14 protein-coding genes are annotated in these 15,291 nt (G+C 68.4%); 12 read left to right on the top strand and 2 right to left on the bottom strand.

The features are described 5' to 3' along the window. Nucleotides 1-37: 37 nt before the first annotated feature. The 11 genes from pheT (at nt 38) to N802_RS00020 (ending at nt 11,691) form a co-directional block, all read left to right on the top strand. Entirely contained in the window at nt 38-2,587 is a 2,550-nt protein-coding gene (gene pheT / locus N802_RS00070) for a phenylalanine--tRNA ligase subunit beta (protein WP_035910537.1), read from the top strand. After that, nucleotides 2,584-3,327 carry an SDR family oxidoreductase gene (locus N802_RS00065; protein WP_035910534.1) on the top strand — a complete coding sequence of 248 codons (744 nt, stop codon included), beginning with the start codon at nt 2,584-2,586 and terminating at the stop codon, nt 3,325-3,327. Before pheT ends, N802_RS00065 begins: the two co-directional genes overlap by 4 nt. A gap of 42 nt (nt 3,328-3,369) precedes the next feature. Then, nucleotides 3,370-4,413, top strand: a complete 1,044-nt coding sequence (gene argC, locus N802_RS00060; RefSeq protein WP_035911631.1) for an N-acetyl-gamma-glutamyl-phosphate reductase — start codon at nt 3,370-3,372, stop codon at nt 4,411-4,413. Continuing rightward, nucleotides 4,410-4,826: an ACT domain-containing protein gene (locus N802_RS00055; protein ID WP_035910531.1), complete on the top strand. Its 417-nt coding sequence runs from the start codon at nt 4,410-4,412 to the stop codon at nt 4,824-4,826. Before argC ends, N802_RS00055 begins: the two co-directional genes overlap by 4 nt. Then, entirely contained in the window at nt 4,823-5,974 is a 1,152-nt protein-coding gene (argJ, locus tag N802_RS00050) for a bifunctional glutamate N-acetyltransferase/amino-acid acetyltransferase ArgJ (protein WP_035910528.1), read from the top strand. The genes N802_RS00055 and argJ overlap by 4 nt, the downstream gene beginning before the upstream one ends. Beyond that, nucleotides 5,949-6,866, top strand: a complete 918-nt coding sequence (gene argB, locus N802_RS00045; RefSeq protein WP_052109247.1) for an acetylglutamate kinase — start codon at nt 5,949-5,951, stop codon at nt 6,864-6,866. Before argJ ends, argB begins: the two co-directional genes overlap by 26 nt. 77 nt (nt 6,867-6,943) lie before the next feature. Continuing rightward, entirely contained in the window at nt 6,944-8,158 is a 1,215-nt protein-coding gene (locus N802_RS00040) for an acetylornithine transaminase (RefSeq protein ID WP_035910522.1), read from the top strand. Continuing rightward, complete coding sequence (argF, locus tag N802_RS00035; protein ID WP_035910519.1) at nt 8,155-9,111, top strand: ornithine carbamoyltransferase; 957 nt, start codon at nt 8,155-8,157, stop codon at nt 9,109-9,111. The genes N802_RS00040 and argF overlap by 4 nt, the downstream gene beginning before the upstream one ends. Further along, nucleotides 9,108-9,611: an arginine repressor gene (locus N802_RS00030; RefSeq protein ID WP_035910516.1), complete on the top strand. Its 504-nt coding sequence runs from the start codon at nt 9,108-9,110 to the stop codon at nt 9,609-9,611. Before argF ends, N802_RS00030 begins: the two co-directional genes overlap by 4 nt. After that, nucleotides 9,608-11,059, top strand: a complete 1,452-nt coding sequence (gene argH, locus N802_RS00025) for an argininosuccinate lyase (protein ID WP_035910512.1) — start codon at nt 9,608-9,610, stop codon at nt 11,057-11,059. The genes N802_RS00030 and argH overlap by 4 nt, the downstream gene beginning before the upstream one ends. After that, nucleotides 11,029-11,691, top strand: coding sequence for a DNA-3-methyladenine glycosylase (locus N802_RS00020; RefSeq protein ID WP_052109246.1), 663 nt, complete (start codon nt 11,029-11,031; stop codon nt 11,689-11,691). Before argH ends, N802_RS00020 begins: the two co-directional genes overlap by 31 nt. Here the strand turns inward: N802_RS00020 and N802_RS00015 are convergent. Further along, a complete protein-coding gene (locus N802_RS00015; RefSeq protein ID WP_035910510.1) occupies nt 11,669-12,685 on the bottom strand; it encodes an adenosine deaminase in 1,017 nt (338 codons plus the stop codon). The two genes, N802_RS00020 and N802_RS00015, sit on opposite strands and share 23 nt — an antisense overlap. Before the next feature lie 17 nt (nt 12,686-12,702). Beyond that, nucleotides 12,703-13,635, bottom strand: coding sequence for a phosphotransferase (locus N802_RS00010; RefSeq protein ID WP_169743366.1), 933 nt, complete (start codon nt 13,633-13,635; stop codon nt 12,703-12,705). A 65-nt stretch (nt 13,636-13,700) separates the two neighbouring features. Here N802_RS00010 and tyrS point away from each other — a divergent pair, with 65 nt between their 5' ends. Next, complete coding sequence (gene tyrS / locus N802_RS00005; RefSeq protein WP_035910508.1) at nt 13,701-14,960, top strand: tyrosine--tRNA ligase; 1,260 nt, start codon at nt 13,701-13,703, stop codon at nt 14,958-14,960. Nucleotides 14,961-15,291 lie beyond the last annotated feature (331 nt).

Here is a 15,291-nt window from a genome sequence, read left to right as displayed (position 1 = left end):
TGGCGCACCTGACCCACTCTGCCGGAATGGAGATCTGATGCTGATTCCAGTCGATTGGCTGCGCGAATACGTCGCCGTCCCCACCGATGCGACGGGCGAGCAGATCGCCGCTGACCTCGTCCGCGTGGGCCTGGAGGAAGAGGGGCTGCACACCGGAGGTGTGACGGGTCCGCTCGTCGTGGGCAGGGTCCTCACGAAGGAGCCGGAGCCGCAGAAGAACGGCAAGACCATCAACTGGTGCACCGTCGACGTGGGCGAGAGCAACGGCACCGGGGAGCCCCAGGGCATCGTGTGCGGCGCCCACAACTTCGAGCCCGGCGATCTCGTCGTCGTCATCCTGCCGGGGGGCGTGATCAGCACGCCGCACGGCCCGCTCGAGGTCAGTGCGCGCAAGACCTACGGCCACGTGTCGGCGGGGATGATCTGCTCCGAGCGCGAGCTCGGCATCGGCGACGACCACGACGGCATCCTCGTACTCACGCGCAAGTTCGCCGACGACGACGCCCTGATCTCCAGCCTCAGGCCCGGGATGGACGCCATCCCGCTCCTCGGTCTCGACCGCGAGACCGTCGAGGTCAATGTCACCCCGGATCGGGGCTACTGCTTCGCCATCCGTGGCATCGCGCGTGAGTACTCGCACGCGACCCGCGCCACCTTCATCGACCCGGCGATCGCGCTCGCGGCCAAGGCTCCGGAACCCACCGACGAGGGAATCGCGGTCGAACTGCGCGACGACTCACCCATCCGCGATCGCGTCGGGTGCGACCGCTACGTGGCCCGCGTCGTGCGCGGCATCGATGTCAGCGCGCCGACTCCGCGCTGGATGGCGACGCGTCTCACTGAAGCAGGGATGCGCCCCATCTCACTACCCGTCGACGTGACCAACTACGTCATGCTCGGCCTGGGCCAACCCCTGCACGCGTTCGACCTCGACACGCTGGAGGCGCCCATCGTCGTGCGGCGGGCCCGGGACGGGGAGCGGCTCAAGACCTTGGACGACCAGGACCGGGCGCTCGATACCGGAGACCTCCTCATCACCGACCGTGGGGGCGAACGCCCCGTCGCGATCGCAGGCGTCATGGGTGGCGCGGAGACCGAGGTCGGTGCCGGGACGCGTGATGTCCTCATCGAGGCGGCCCACTTCGAGGCCGTGACCATCGCGCGCACGGCCCGCCGCCACAAGCTTCCGTCGGAGGCCTCGCGACGCTTCGAGCGCGGGGTCGACCCGGCCCTCGCGGCAGCGGCCGCGCAACTCGCCGTCGACCTGCTGGTCGAACATGGCGGAGGCACCGTCGACCCCGAAGTCACGGACGTGGGTTCTCCCACCCCGCCGGCAGCCATCACCATGTCGGTGGGCTTCCCCACCCGGATCGTCGGTGTTGAGTACTCCGACGGCCAGGTCGTCGACGTTCTCGAATCCGTCGGGTGTGACGTCACTCGCAACGGTGACCTCCTGTCCGTGACCCCACCGACCTGGCGTCCGGACCTCACGACCGCCGAGGACCTCGTCGAGGAAGTCGCGCGCATCAACGGCTACGACGGCATCCCGTCGATCCTGCCGACCCCGCCCGGTGGCGCGGGGCTGACCCATGCGCAGCGGGTCCGGCGTACGGTCGCCAACGTCCTTGCAACACAGGGGCTCTCCGAGATCTGGAGTGCCCCGTTCGTGGGTGCCGACCGGTATGCAGCCCTGGGGCTCGACGTGGACGCCGAAGTCGCGCGTTCGGTCCGTCTGGCCAACCCGCTCTCGGACGAGCAGCCGCTCATGCGCACACGCCTCCTCGCGACCATGGTCGATGGCCTGCGCCGCAATGTCGCTCGAGGCGCCCGCGATGTCGCGCTCTTCGAGTTCGGACTCGTCGTCGACCTTGACGGACCGCAGAGGAATGCCCCCACAGAGGACGTGGGTGTGCTTCCCACGGAGGAGACGCTCGCGGCGATTCGAGCAGCAGTGCCGCCGCAGCCGAGGCACGTGGGTTGGCTCCTCGCCGGCGATCGCGACCGCCACGGGTGGTGGGGTGAGGGTCGGCCGGCGGACGTCACCGATGCCATCGACCTCGCGCGCGTCGTCGGCGAGTCGTTGGCCGTCACTCTTCACGTCGTGGCGGACACCGTCGCGCCGTACCACCCCGGTCGATGTGCCCGCGTCGAGCTGGCCGACGGGTCGGTCGTGGGGCATGTGGGCGAGTTGCACCCTAAGGTCGTCGCCGCGCTGGGCCTGCCCCCTCGGACCGTCGGAGCCGAGCTCGACCTCGATGTGCTCACTCGCGCTGCTGAGGTCACGGTGCAGGCGAGCACGCTCACCGCCTTCCCCATGGCGCAGAGCGATGTCGCCCTCGTCGTGGACGAGGGCGTGACGGCCGCCGCCGTCGAGGAAGCACTGCGGGAGGGTGCTGGCGAGACCCTGGAGTCCGTGAACCTTTTCGATGTCTATCGGGGCGACCAACTCGAGCCGGGCAAGAAGTCCCTCGCCTATCGGCTGACCTTCCGTGCGGAGGACCGGACCCTCACCACCGACGAGGTGTCTGCTCTCCGGGATTCGGCGGTCAAGGCAGCCGCCTCACGGACCGGGGCTGTGCAGCGATGACTCAGCCGGTCGCGATTGTCACCGGGGCGTCGCGCGGCATCGGCGCCTTCGTCGCCGATGCCCTGCAGGGCGCGGGATATGCCGTGGAGCGCGGGTCGCGCTCCACGGCCCCGGTCACGGATCGTGCGGCCGTTGAGGGATGGGTGGCAGATGTCGTGGCGCGCCACGGGCGGATCGACCTGCTGGTCAACAACGCAGGTGTCATCGACTCCGAGGTCCCACTGCAGGAGTCCGATCCGGACGAATGGTGGGCCACGGTGGAGGTGAACGTCCTCGGGCCCTACCTCCTGACGCGCACGGTGCTGCCGCACATGCTCTCGGCCGGCAACGGTCGCGTCATCAACCTCAACAGCGGGGCGGGGGTTCGGCCAGGAGCCGTCGCCTCGGCCTACAACGTGAGCAAGACGGCCCTCGCACGCATCACCGGTTCGACCCACCTGGCAGGGAAGGGAAGGGGCGTCTTCGCGTTCGACCTGGCGCCTGGCGTCGTGCGGACGGACATGACCCAGTCGATGCTTGCCCACCGCGGAAGAACGGAGTGGACCGATCCCGGGGACGTCACGGCTCTCGTCCTCGCACTGGCCTCAGGTGACCTCGACGCGTGGAGCGGACGCATGGTGAGGGCAGGGTCCGATTCTGCAGAGTCACTCATGGCGCGCCAACAGGGCGCCGGTGGCGTGGGCGAGCATGACCGCACGATCGGTCTCGTCCCCTGGGGTGCGGACGACCCGCTCGCGTGATCGTCTTTGCATAGAGTTGCTGTCCCATGCAAGACTATGCACATGCTGAAAGTCGCTGTTGCCGGTGCGAGTGGGTACGCGGGAGGAGAGGTCCTCCGGTGGCTCCAGCGACACCCCGAGGTCGAGATCGGCGCAGTCACGGCCGGTGGCAACGCCGGTTCTCGACTGAGTTCGGTTCACCCGCACCTCTTCTCACTCGGTGGCCGCGTGCTCGAGGAGACCACTCCCGACGTGCTTGGTGGCCATGACGTCGTCGTCCTCGCCCTGCCGCACGGTCACTCGGCGGCGGTCGCGGAGGCGCTCGGCGACGAGGTGGTCGTCATCGACTGTGGGGCTGACTTCCGGCTGCGGAGCGAGGCGGCCTGGACGACCTTCTACGACACCCCGTATGCCGGCTCGTGGGCCTACGGACTTCCCGAGCTCCCGCTGTCCGGCGGGGGCCGTGGCCGTGAGGCCCTCGGCGGCACGTCCCGGATCGCCGTACCCGGCTGCTACCCGACGGCCGTGACCCTCGCCATGGCCCCCGGCCTGGCGTCCGGTGTCGTCGAAGCGGAGGACGTCGTGGTCGTGGCCGCGTCGGGGACCTCCGGCGCGGGGAAGTCCCTCAAGCCCCACCTGCTGGGTGCCGAGGTCATGGGCTCCATGTCGCCGTATGGGGTCGGGGGAGGGCATCGACACACCCCCGAGATCGAGCAGAACCTCTCTGCAGCGGCCGGTTCGACCGCCACCGTGTCGTTCACACCTACCTTGGCACCCATGCCGCGGGGGATCCTCGCCACCTGCACCGCACGGGTTGCCGCGGGCACCACCGCCGACATGGTCCGCGAAGCCTGGCGGGCGGCATACGCCGATGAACTCTTCGTCCACCTGCTCGAGCCCGGGGCGTGGCCGTCCACCGCCCATGTGACCGGCAGCAACCACGTGGAGGTCCAGGTGACGCTCGACGAGCGTGCCGGTCGCGTCATTGCGATTGCCGCCATCGACAACCTGGCCAAGGGCACGGCAGGCGCCGCCGTCCAGTGCCTCAACCTCGCCGTCGGACTGCCCGAGTCCACCGGCCTTCTCGGATCGGGGGTGGCGCCATGAGCGCCGTGCCGTTGCACCTCATGACACACCCCGAGCCCCTTGTGATCGCACGGCTGGATTCCGGCGAGGAGCCGTCCTGGGAGTGGTCCCGTGGCCCGTTCGCGTCGTTGACTCGCTCTGCCGACGAGACGTCGATCGTCTGCCTCGAGGACGTGGTCCCCGTCGGGGTCACCACCGAAGGCCCCTTCCTCGGCGTCGAGGTCGCCGGTCCACTCGCCTTCGAGGCGGTCGGCGTCATGGCCGAGATCCTCACCCCACTGGTGCCGGCAGGCATCAGTGTGCTGGCGATGTCGACGTTCGACACGGACTGGGTGCTCGTACCCGCGGCGGAGATCACGACCGCGATGGAAGTCTGGCGCAAGGCCGGACTCATCGTCACCTCCACCACCCTCTCGGGACGGAGTGGAGAGTGAGCGTCACCGCAGCACGGGGATTCCGCGCATCGGGAGCCACTGCCGGCCTCAAGGCGTCCGGATCCAGCGACGTGGCACTCGTCGTGAATGACGGACCCGACCGGCACGCTGCCGCGGTCTTCACGAGCAATCGTGTCGAGGCTGCGCCCGTGACGTGGTCACGACAGGTCGTCCGGGATCGCCGGGCCGATGCAGTGTTCCTCAACTCCGGTGGTGCCAACGCCTGCACCGGGGTTCAGGGCTTCCAGGACACCCACCGGACCGCAGAGCTCGTGGCCGACGCGCTGCGGTGCAGCGCCACGGACGTCATCGTCTGTTCGACCGGGCTGATCGGTGAGTTCCTCCCGATGGACCGGATCGAACGTGGCATCGATCTCACGGCGGCCGGGCTGGGGCGTGCGGGAGGTTCCGACGCCGCACGGGCGATCATGACGACGGACTCGGTCCCCAAGGAGGCCGTTGCAGCGCGCGACGGCTGGGTCGTGGGCGGCATGGCCAAGGGCGCCGGGATGCTGGCTCCGGGGCTCGCGACGATGCTCTGCGTCATCACGACCGACGCCGTCGTCAGCCCTGAGGCGCTCGACGCGGCACTGCGTGTGTCCACCGCGTCGACGTTCGACCGCGTGGACTCGGACGGCTGCATGTCGACCAACGACACGGTCGTCGTCATGGCCTCGGGCGCCTCGGGCATTGCGGTGAGCCCCGATGAGCTGACTGCCGCGGTCCACGAGGTCTGCGCCTCCCTGGCACGCCAGCTCGTCGCCGACGCCGAGGGCGCCAGCCACGACATCGCGGTCGAGGTGCGGTCGGCCGCAACCGAAGCGGACGCGGTTGCGGTCGCACGCTCCGTGACGAGGAGCAACCTCTTCAAGGCGGCCATCTTCGGCAGGGATCCCAACTGGGGCCGGGTGCTGGCGGCAGTCGGCACGACGGAGGCCACCTTCGAGCCGTCGTCCCTCGACGTGGCGATCAACGGCGTTCAGGTCTGTCGTGGCGCGACCATCGGGGAGGACAGGGCGCTCGTCGACCTCGAGCCCCGTGAGGTCCACGTCGTCATCGACCTTCATGCCGGTGACGCCACCGCCACCGTGTGGACCAACGACCTCACCCACGACTACGTCCATGAGAACTCCGCCTACAGCACGTGAGGACACCGTGATCGACGCACAGACGAAGGCGAAGGCGAGCACCCTCGTCGAGGCGCTCCCGTGGCTCGAGCGCTTCCGTGGTGCCCTCGTCGTCGTGAAGTACGGCGGCAACGCCATGGTCGACGACGATCTGAAACTCGCGTTTGCGCAGGATGTGGCCTTCCTCCGATATGCCGGGCTACGTCCCGTCGTGGTTCACGGCGGCGGCCCGCAGATCAGGGCGATGCTCGACCGGCTCGGCCTCGAGAGCGAGTTCAAGGCCGGGCTCCGTGTCACCACTCCCGAGGTCATGGACGTCGTCCGGATGGTGCTCACGGGGCAGGTCGGACGTGAGCTCGTGGGCATGCTCAACCAGCACGGCCCGCTCGCCGTCGGCCTGTCGGGGGAGGACGGCGCGCTCTTCGGAGCCCGCCGCCGTGGGGTCGTCATTGACGGTGTCGAGGAGGATCTCGGTCTGGTGGGCGACGTCGTCTCTGTGAACACGCAAGCCGTCCTGGACCTGCTGGACGCCGGCCGTATCCCCGTCGTGTCGACCGTCGCACCAGACCTCGACCACGAAGGCCAGGTGCTCAACGTCAATGCAGACACTGCAGCGGCGGCACTCGCGGCGGCACTCGGCGCGCGCAAGCTTGTCGTCCTCACGGACGTCGAAGGCGTGTATGCCGCGTGGCCGGACCGTTCCTCGCTCCTCTCGACCTTGCCCCTGAGCCGCGCGAAGGAGCTTCTCCAGACCGTCGACTCGGGCATGATCCCCAAACTCGAGGCGTGTATTCGCGCGGTCGAGAACGGTGTCCCACAGGCCCACGTCATCGACGGTCGTGAACCGCACTCCCTGCTCATTGAGGTTTTCACCTCCGAGGGCATCGGCACGCTCATCGAGGAGGACGCATGAGCACCCCACCAAGTTCGCCCACGCAGAGCGTGGGACCCGCTCCGCTTCCCTCCTCCGAGACTTCGCAGGGACCCCGCATGACGCCAACCGCAAGCACCGATTCGCAGCAGGGGCTGCTTGATCGCTACACGCACTCACTGATCACCGTGTTCGGCACGCCGCAACTCGTGCTCGACCGCGGTGACGGCGCCTGGGTCTGGGACACGGACGGGAAGCGATATCTCGACCTTGTCGGCGGGGTGGCCGTGAACGCCCTGGGACACAACCACCCGGCGCTCGTCGCGGCCGTGTCCAAGCAGGTCTCCGAGATGGCGCACATCTCGAACTTCTACACGTCGCGCGCCCAGATCGAGCTCGCCGAACGCATCCTGAAGATTGCGGATGCCCCCACCGGGTCGGGCGTCTTCTTCGGAAACTCCGGGGCTGAGGCCATCGAGGCGGCCATCAAGCTGTCGAGGCGGACGGGTCGGACCGGGATCATCGCCGCCGAGGGAGCCTTCCACGGACGCACCACTGGTGCGCTGGCGCTGACCCACAAGGCCGCCTACCGCGAGCCGTTCGCGCCCCTCATCCCCGATGTCTCGCACGTTCCCTACAACGACGTCGAAGCCCTCCGTGCTGCGGTCACGGAGGCGACCGCTGCCGTGGTCCTCGAACCCGTCCAGGGTGAGGCAGGAGCGATCGTCGCGGACCCGGCATACCTGCGTGCCGCACGCGAGATCACCACGGCGGCAGGTGCGCTGCTCGTCATCGACGAGGTCCAGACCGGGATTGGGCGCACGGGGGACTGGTTCGGCTACCAGGAGAGCGGCATCGTTCCCGACGCAGTCACCCTTGCCAAAGGCCTGGGAGGCGGGCTGCCGATCGGTGCCCTCGTGACGTTCGGCCCGGAGGTGAGCGGACTGCTCACGGCGGGCCAGCACGGCTCGACGTTCGGCGGGAACCCGCTGGTGGCCGCAGCCGGACTGAGCGTTCTGGACACGATCGCGGGCCACGGCCTGTTGGCTCACGTGACTGAGGTGGGAGACCACCTCGCCAGGGCGGTGACCGCCCTCGACCACCCCGAGGTCGAGGGAGTGCGTGGTCGCGGACTCCTCAGGGCGATCGTCCTCCGGTCGGACCTCTCACCGGCGATCGCCACAGGAGCCCGCGAGGCTGGCTTCCTCGTCAACCCGGTGGCGTCCAACGCGATTCGTCTCATCCCTCCACTCACGATCACGCGCGACGAACTTGACCTCTTCGTCGCGGCGTTGCCCTCACTCATCGCGTCTGCCAAGGAGTCCACCCCATGACCGCAACTGTCAGGCACCTCCTGCGCGACGACGACGTCTCGCCGCAGGAGCAGGCCGAGATTCTGGAGCGCGCTGCGCAGATCAAGGCGAGCCCATTCAGCGACCGGTCCCTCGAGGGCCCGGAGGTCGTCGCGGTGCTGTTCGACAAGCAGACCTTGCGGACGCAGGTGTCCTTCGCGGGCGCGATCGCACACTTGGGCGGCTTCCCACTCGTCATCGACGGCAAGCTCGCCCAAGTGGGGGTGCGCGAGACGATCGCGGACGTCGCCAGGGTGCTGACGCGGGAGGCCAAGGCCATTGTCTGGCGCACCTATGGGCAGGAACGCATCGAGGAGATGGCGGCACATTCGAGCGTCCCGGTCATCAACGCCCTCACCGACGAATTCCACCCGTGCCAGATCCTGGCGGACCTCCTGACGATCAGGGAGCACAAGGGGACCTTGGCGGGGCTGACCTTCGCCTACGTCGGCGACGGTGCCAACAACATGAGCCACAGCTACCTGCTCGGGATGGCCATGTCCGGTCTCCACGTGCGGATCGGTACGCCGGCTTCCTATCAGCCCAACCCGGCCGTCCTCGCGCGAGCCGTCGAGATCGCGTCCGGGACGGGGGGATCGGTCACGATTCTCGAGGATCCCCACGAGGCCGTCGCCGGTGCTGATGTGGTCGCGACCGACACGTGGGTGTCCATGGGCTTCGAGAAGGAGAAGGATTCCCGCCAAGGGTCCGAGAGCCCGTTCGCGCGCTACGCCGTGAGCGCGGAGCTCATGGCTCGGGCCAAGCAGGACGCGATCTTCCTGCACTGCCTGCCGGCCTATCGCGGTTTCGAAGTGGACGCAGAGGTGATCGATGGGCCTCAGTCCGTGGTCTGGGACGAGTCCGAGAACCGCCTGCACGCGCAGAAGGCGGTCCTGTCCTGGCTCATCGAGAAGTCGGGCGGTGAGCAACGATGACGGTCTCCTCCAGCCGGACTGGGCGTCAGCAGCGGATCGTCGAGATCCTGCAGACCCAGTCGGTGAAGTCGCAGACCGAGCTGCTCGAGATCCTCGGTGGTGACGGCATCGAGGTCACCCAGGCGACGCTGTCGCGGGACCTCGTGGACATTGGTGCCGAGAAGGTCCGCGTCGGCAAGAACCTCGTGTATGCCGTTCCCGGTGAAGGCGGTGACCGCACCGTGCGCGCGGCCCTGGACGGGCAGGAGACGACCAACCGCTTGGCGCAGCGCTGCCACGAGCTGCTCGTCTCGGCGGAGGTCTCGGCGAATCTGGTCGTCCTCCGGACCCCTCCGGGGGCGGCCAACTACCTCGCGTCGGCCATCGACCACACGACAGTTCCGGGGGTCGTGGGGACGATCGCCGGCGATGACACGATCATGGTCATCACCACCGGGGCGACCGCGAGTCGCACGGTCGCCACACGCCTGATGGACTACACCCGCAAGGAGAACGCGTGAGCGAGACGGACGTCAACGGGACGCCTGAGAGCAAGCTGAGCCTGTGGGGAGGGCGCTTCACCGGTGGCCCGGCCGACGCCTTGGCCGAGCTGTCCCGGTCGACGCATTTCGACTGGCGGCTGGCCCTGCACGACATCGCGGGCTCCCGTGCGCACGCGCGAGTCCTCCGCACGGCCGGGCTGCTCAGCGATGAGGACCTGTCGACGATGCTGGCCTCTCTGGACCAGTTGGCCGCCGACGTCGAGTCCGGAGACTTCCTACCCGCCCCGGGCGACGAGGACGTCCACACTGCGCTCGAGCGTGGACTCATTGAGCGTGCCGGACCGGACGTGGGCGGACGCCTGCGTGCCGGGCGTTCACGCAACGACCAGATCGCCACGCTCGGCCGGATGTATCTCCGTGAGCACGCCCGGACGGTCGCGGGCCTCGTCCTCGACGTCGTCGACGCGCTCGTGGCCCAGGCGCAGCGGCACCCGTCGGTCGCCATGCCCGGTCGCACCCACCTCCAGCACGCCCAACCGGTCCTGTTGGCGCACCACCTCCTGGCACACGGATGGCCACTCCTCCGGGACGTCGAGCGTCTGCGCGATTGGGACCGAAGGGCAGCACTGAGCCCCTACGGCTCGGGGGCCCTCGCTGGGAGCTCGCTCGGCCTCGATCCTGAGGCGGTGGCCGCGGACCTCGGGTTCGACGGCGCGGTGGAGAACTCGATCGACGGCACGGCCTCCCGAGATGTCGTCGCCGAGTTCGCGTTCGTCACGGCGATGATCTCCGTGGACCTGTCACGGATCGCCGAGGAGGTCATCCTCTGGGCGACCAAGGAGTTCGGCTTCATCACGCTCGACGACTCCTTCTCCACCGGGTCGAGCATCATGCCGCAGAAGAAGAACCCCGACGTTGCCGAGCTCGCCCGCGGCAAGGCTGGTCGACTCGTCGGCAACCTCGGTGGCCTCCTGACCACCCTCAAGGGCTTGCCGCTCGCCTACAACCGCGACCTCCAGGAGGACAAGGAGCCGGTGTTCGACTCCATCGACACGCTCGAGGTTCTGCTCCCGGCCTTCAGCGGCATGGTCGACACGATGGCCTTCAACACTGAACGCCTTGAGTCACTTGCACCGCAGGGCTTTTCGCTCGCGACTGACATCGCCGAGTGGCTGGTGCGCCAAGGGGTGCCCTTCCGAATTGCACACGAGGTCGCGGGTGAGTGCGTGCGCGTCTGTGAGTCCCGGGGCATTGAGCTCTGGGACCTCAGCGACGACGACCTGGCCGGCATCTCTGAGCACCTCACACCGGATGTGCGTGAGGTGTTGACGGTCGAGGGATCGCTGGCTTCCCGGGACGCGAAGGGCGGCACGGCGCCGACCCGAGTGGCCGAGCAGCTGGAGCGTGTCGTGGCAGCGAGCAACGACGCGCGAGCATGGGCGGGCTCCCAGCCGACGGTCCGGTGACCACTCTGCCGCGGGAGTTCTTCGCGCGTCCCGTTCTCGACGTGTCGCGCGACCTCCTGGGTGCGCACCTCACGCATGGCGGCGTCACGATCCGGGTCACCGAGACCGAGGCGTATGCCGGCCACGGCGTTGATCCCGGCTCCCACGCCTTCCGTGGGGAGACCCCGCGGACCGCACCGATGTTCGGGCCCCCCGGGGTCACCTATGTCTACTTCACCTATGGCATGCACTGGATGCTCTGCCTGGTGACCGGGGAGCTGGGCACGGCCGAAGCGGTCCTTGTGCGGGCCGGCGAGGTCGTCGACGGTCACGATGTGGCCGCGGCACGCCGGCCCGGTATTCGGGAGCGCGATTGGTGTCGTGGACCGGCTCGACTCGCGACGACCCTCGCACTCGACGGCTCCCACACGGGTCGCGACTTCTGCCATCCTCCGCTGGGACCTGTCCCCAGCATCGACCTCACGGTCGCGACAGGGGAGCCGAGACCGGACCACACGATCCGCTCCGGACCACGGGTCGGGGTGAGCGGTCCGGGAGGCGACGGGACGGCATACCCCTGGCGGTTCTGGACCGACGGCGAGCCGACGGTCAGTGCCTACCGACCGGGCGTCATCCGGCGGCGTAGCCGCTGATCTCTGCACGCACTCGTGCCTTGACGTCCTCTGGTGCATAACTCACGTCCAGGGCGGTCGTGGCGAGGTCGCGAAGGCCCTGCTCGTCGAGCTCGAGGAGGTCCGCGGCGATCTCGTACTCGCGGTTCAGCGTGGTCCCGAACATGGGCGGGTCATCGCTGTTGACGGTGACGACGACGCCGGCGTCGCGGAGCGCCCGGATCGGGTGGTCCTCGAGGCGCTCGACGCAGCGGGTCGCGATGTTCGAGGTGGGGCACACTTCGAGTGGGATGCGCTCGGCGACCAGACGCTCGATGAGGCGCGGGTCGTCGATGGAGCGGATGCCGTGCCCGATCCTCTCGGCACCCAGCACGTCGAGGGCGTCCCAGACGGACTGGGCGTCGGTCGACTCGCCGGCGTGGGGGAGTGACCGCAGCCCGGACGCCCGGGCGCGGTCGAAGTGCGCCTTGAACTGTGGGCGGGGGACCTCGGGGCCGCCGAGACCGAATCCGATGAGCGACTCCGGGCCGTGGTCGACCGCATAGCCAAGGGTGGCGTCCGCCGAGTCGAGACCGGCCTCGCCCGGGATGTCGTAGATCCAACGCAGGACGATCCCGAGGTCGCGCTCCGCGGCACGTCGCGCGTCCTCGATGGCCTCCGTGTAGGCCTCGATCGGGATCCCCATGCGGACGCTCGTGAAGGGCGTCATCGTGAGTTCGGCATAGCGAACCTGTTGCCCCGCAAGGCCTTCGGCCACCTCGTACGTGAGGAGGTGGATGTCCTCAGGTGTGCGAAGGAGAGCCACGACGGCGAGGTAGACGTCGATGAAGTGGGCGAAGTCGGAGAAGGTATAGAAGTCACGGAGAGCCTCAATGCCCTGTGGCACACCGGAGTCCGGGTGACGCTCCGCGAGTCGAGCAACGGTCTCGGGGCGTGCCGACCCGACGTGGTGCACGTGCAGCTCCGCCTTCGGCAGGCCCGCGATGAAATCCCTGTATGCCGTGTGCTCACCCATGTGCCGCAGTCTGCCAGTCACCGGTCACTGAGGATGCGGGCCAGGGTGCGTCGCATGACCTCCCCGAGCTGATGCCCACGGGGAACGTAGTAGAGGACCCCGCCGACGGCCTGCTGCAGGGCGAAGGCTCGGGCTCGAAGCCACGCGGTCTCCGTCGCTCCAGTGGCGGCACGGAAAACGCCCCGCCCTCTGCGGTCGAGGATGGACCAAGCGGGGACGAGGTCGAGCGCGGCGTCGCCGATGCCCGCGCCTCCCCAATCGATGATCGCCTGCAGCCGGCGGTCCGAGACGAGGATGTTTCCCGGGATGAGGTCACCGTGCACGAAGCGATCGGCGACGATCTCTGCCGTGGCGGCCTCGGCCGACTCGGCGGCCGAGTTGCGCACGGCCTCGACGTCCAGCAACCTCGCGGCATCCCACTGCTCGTCTGTGAGCCACTGCTCGAGATCAACCAGGAGAGGCAGCAGGGGGCCGCCGCGGGTTCCGGGAACCCGGTTCGGCACGTCGATGTCCGTGATCGCCCCAATGGCTCGGACGGTCTCTGCGAGGTCTGCGGCGAGCGCGTCGGTGTCCGGGTCGAGAAGTGAGGACCGTGCCTGCCAGGCATCTCCACCGTCTAACCATTCGACGACCGCCCAAGGGTGCGAGAAGACGGGACTGGGCTGACCGGCATACGCGATCGTCGGCACTCGCACGGGCAACCTGTCGGCGAGTGCGGGCAGCACGGTGAGCTCCTTCACCAGGCTTGCCGCCGCGCCCTCGGTCCGCGGCAGGCGAACGATGTGGTCGGGGCCGGAGGGCGGACTGATTCGCCACATCGCGTTGTCGGTGCCCGAGGTGAGGAGCTGGTGCAGCTCGAGATCGGCCCACTGCGGGCATTGCTCGTCGAGGAGGGCGCGAACGATGGTCACGGATGTGTCGGCTTCGTCGTCGTGGATGCGGTCGCTCACGGGTCCCATCCCACACGGCGAGGTGCTGGACCGTCCAACGAGTTCTCCGTGGCAGGCTTTCGCCTGTGAACGACATCCTTGCCGAACTGCAGTGGCGCGGCCTAGTGGCCCAGACGACCGACGAAGACGCCCTGCGCGAGTCCCTGACGAGCGCGCCGATCACGGCCTACTGCGGATTCGACCCGACGGCTCCCTCGCTGCACTTCGGCAACCTGGTCCAGCTGATCGTGCTCCGTCACCTGCAGCGTGCCGGGCACAAGGTGATCTGCCTCGTCGGCGGGTCCACCGGCCTCATCGGCGACCCACGCCCGAGCGCAGAACGCGTCCTGAAGTCCAAGGAACAGACCGCCGAATGGGTGGGGCGCATCCAGGACCAAGTGCAGCCGTTCCTCGACTTCGAGGGCGACAACGCCGCGATCATGGTCAACAACCTCGACTGGACCGCGCCCATGACGGCGCTCGACTTCCTGCGCGACATCGGCAAGCACTTCCGCGTGAACCAGATGGTCAAGAAGGACGCTGTGGCCGCTCGGCTCAATTCCGACGAAGGCATCTCCTACACGGAGTTCAGCTACCAGATTCTCCAGGGGCTCGACTTCCTCGAGCTCTACCGTGCGCACGGCTGCACCTTGCAGACCGGTGGGCAGGACCAATGGGGCAACCTCACCGCGGGCTCTGACCTGATCCACAAGGTGGAGGGGGAGTCCGTCCACCTACTCACCACGCCGCTGGTCACCGACTCGGCCGGCAACAAGTTCGGCAAGAGCGAGGGCAACGCTGTCTGGCTCTCGGCAGACATGACGAGCCCGTACGCCTTCTACCAGTACTGGCTCAACGTCGAGGACGCCTCGGTGATCAAGTTGTTGCGCATCTTCACCGACCGCACACGGGACGAGATCACCGAACTGGAGCGCCAGGTCGCCGAGGAGCCCTTCCGGCGCGCATCGCAACGGACGCTCGCGGCCGATGTCACGACCCTCGTGCACGGGGCTGAGGCGACTGCGTCGGTACAGGCCGCTTCGGAGGCCCTGTTCGGCAAGGGTGATCTCACCGCGCTCGACGCGGGCACGCTGCGGGACGCGACCGCAGAGCTGCCGGGGGGAGAGGTGTCGCCCGGAATGACGATGACCGATGCCCTCGTCGCGGTCGGCCTCGTGGACTCGCGCAACGCAGCCCGCCGTGCCATCGGTGACGGCGGGGCCTCCATCAATGGTGAGAAGGTCACCGATCCGGAGTTCACGCTGGCCGACGAGCACTTCCTTCACGGGTCCGTTGCGCTGCTGAGGCGCGGCCGCAAGTCGATGGCGGCCGGCCGCAGGGCCTAGATCCGTTGTGGCACAACCAATTTCGGTATGCCGCGGGGTCGTGTCAGTGGCGGGCGGGCACCCGATTTGGTGTCTGGCGAGAACGTCCTCTAATGTTCTCGATGTCAGCCCGACAGGGAGGAACGGACACCACCGGGTGAGGCCAAAAGCCCCACACGAAGTAGGCCGGTCCCAGGGTTGAACCCCACAGCACAAGACAGCGGAAACGCCGGCTTGGAAGGGCGCCGCAAGGTTGCTAGAGTGGGTGCCCCGCGAAGATCCAAGAGTGATCAGATCCGGTTGGCTCCAAGGAGCAGCACGGATTTGACTCCCAAGTATGGCCGCGGGTAAG

Source organism: Knoellia sinensis KCTC 19936 (assembly GCF_000768705.1).
Classification (GTDB): domain Bacteria; phylum Actinomycetota; class Actinomycetes; order Actinomycetales; family Dermatophilaceae; genus Knoellia; species Knoellia sinensis.
Note: the sequence above shows the minus strand (reverse complement) of the source record. Positions and strands in the feature narration are given on the sequence as shown.